This is a genomic window from Streptomyces sparsus (genome assembly GCF_054776295.1).
Genome location: NZ_BAAHCA010001691.1, coordinates 1 through 566 on the forward strand (window position 1 = coordinate 1; position 566 = coordinate 566).

The window sequence follows — 566 nt, forward strand, 5'->3', positions numbered from 1 at the left end:
ACGCCGGCCAGTGCCCGGTCCTCGTCGGCGTCGCCCGCCTGGGCGTCCACCACGTGGGCCTCGACCGACGCCGGGTCCGCCTTGCCGGCCGCGCAGCGCGTGGAGGCGGCGACCATGCGACCGCGGTACTTCTCGGTGGCGTCCGAGAGGGTCAGCCGCAGGCCGGTGACGGTGAGGGCGCCGTTGGCGTCCCGGGTCTGCTCGTTGAGCACCAGTTCACCCAGGCCGCCGGGCAGCACGACAACGGTTCCGGGCGCCGGGTCGGTGGGCAGCTTCAACGCGGGCAGGCCGTGGACCGTGAAGCTGCCGTCGTTCACCGACGTGCTGCCGCGCGGGGTGCTCCCCGGGGCGGCGGTGCAGGTGGCGGTGATCCGGCCGGTCCGCAGCCGGGCCATGCCGATGTCCATCGACAGTGAGCCGACGGAGGCGACGGACCTCACGGTGCCGTCCGGGTTGCTGCCGGTGGCGCGGGCCCGCACGGACTCGGCCGTTCCGGCGTCACCGAGCGGGGCGGACCCCACGTCCGCCGCGGAGGTGCCGTCCGGGTGCGCCGCCTCCGCGGCGGT

General features: G+C 76.3%; 1 protein-coding gene. It reads right to left on the reverse strand.

Annotated elements, in window-relative coordinates:
- On the reverse strand, positions 1–566 hold a 566-nt coding region (locus ACYVE9_RS30330), incomplete at both ends, for a choice-of-anchor P family protein (RefSeq protein WP_461031057.1).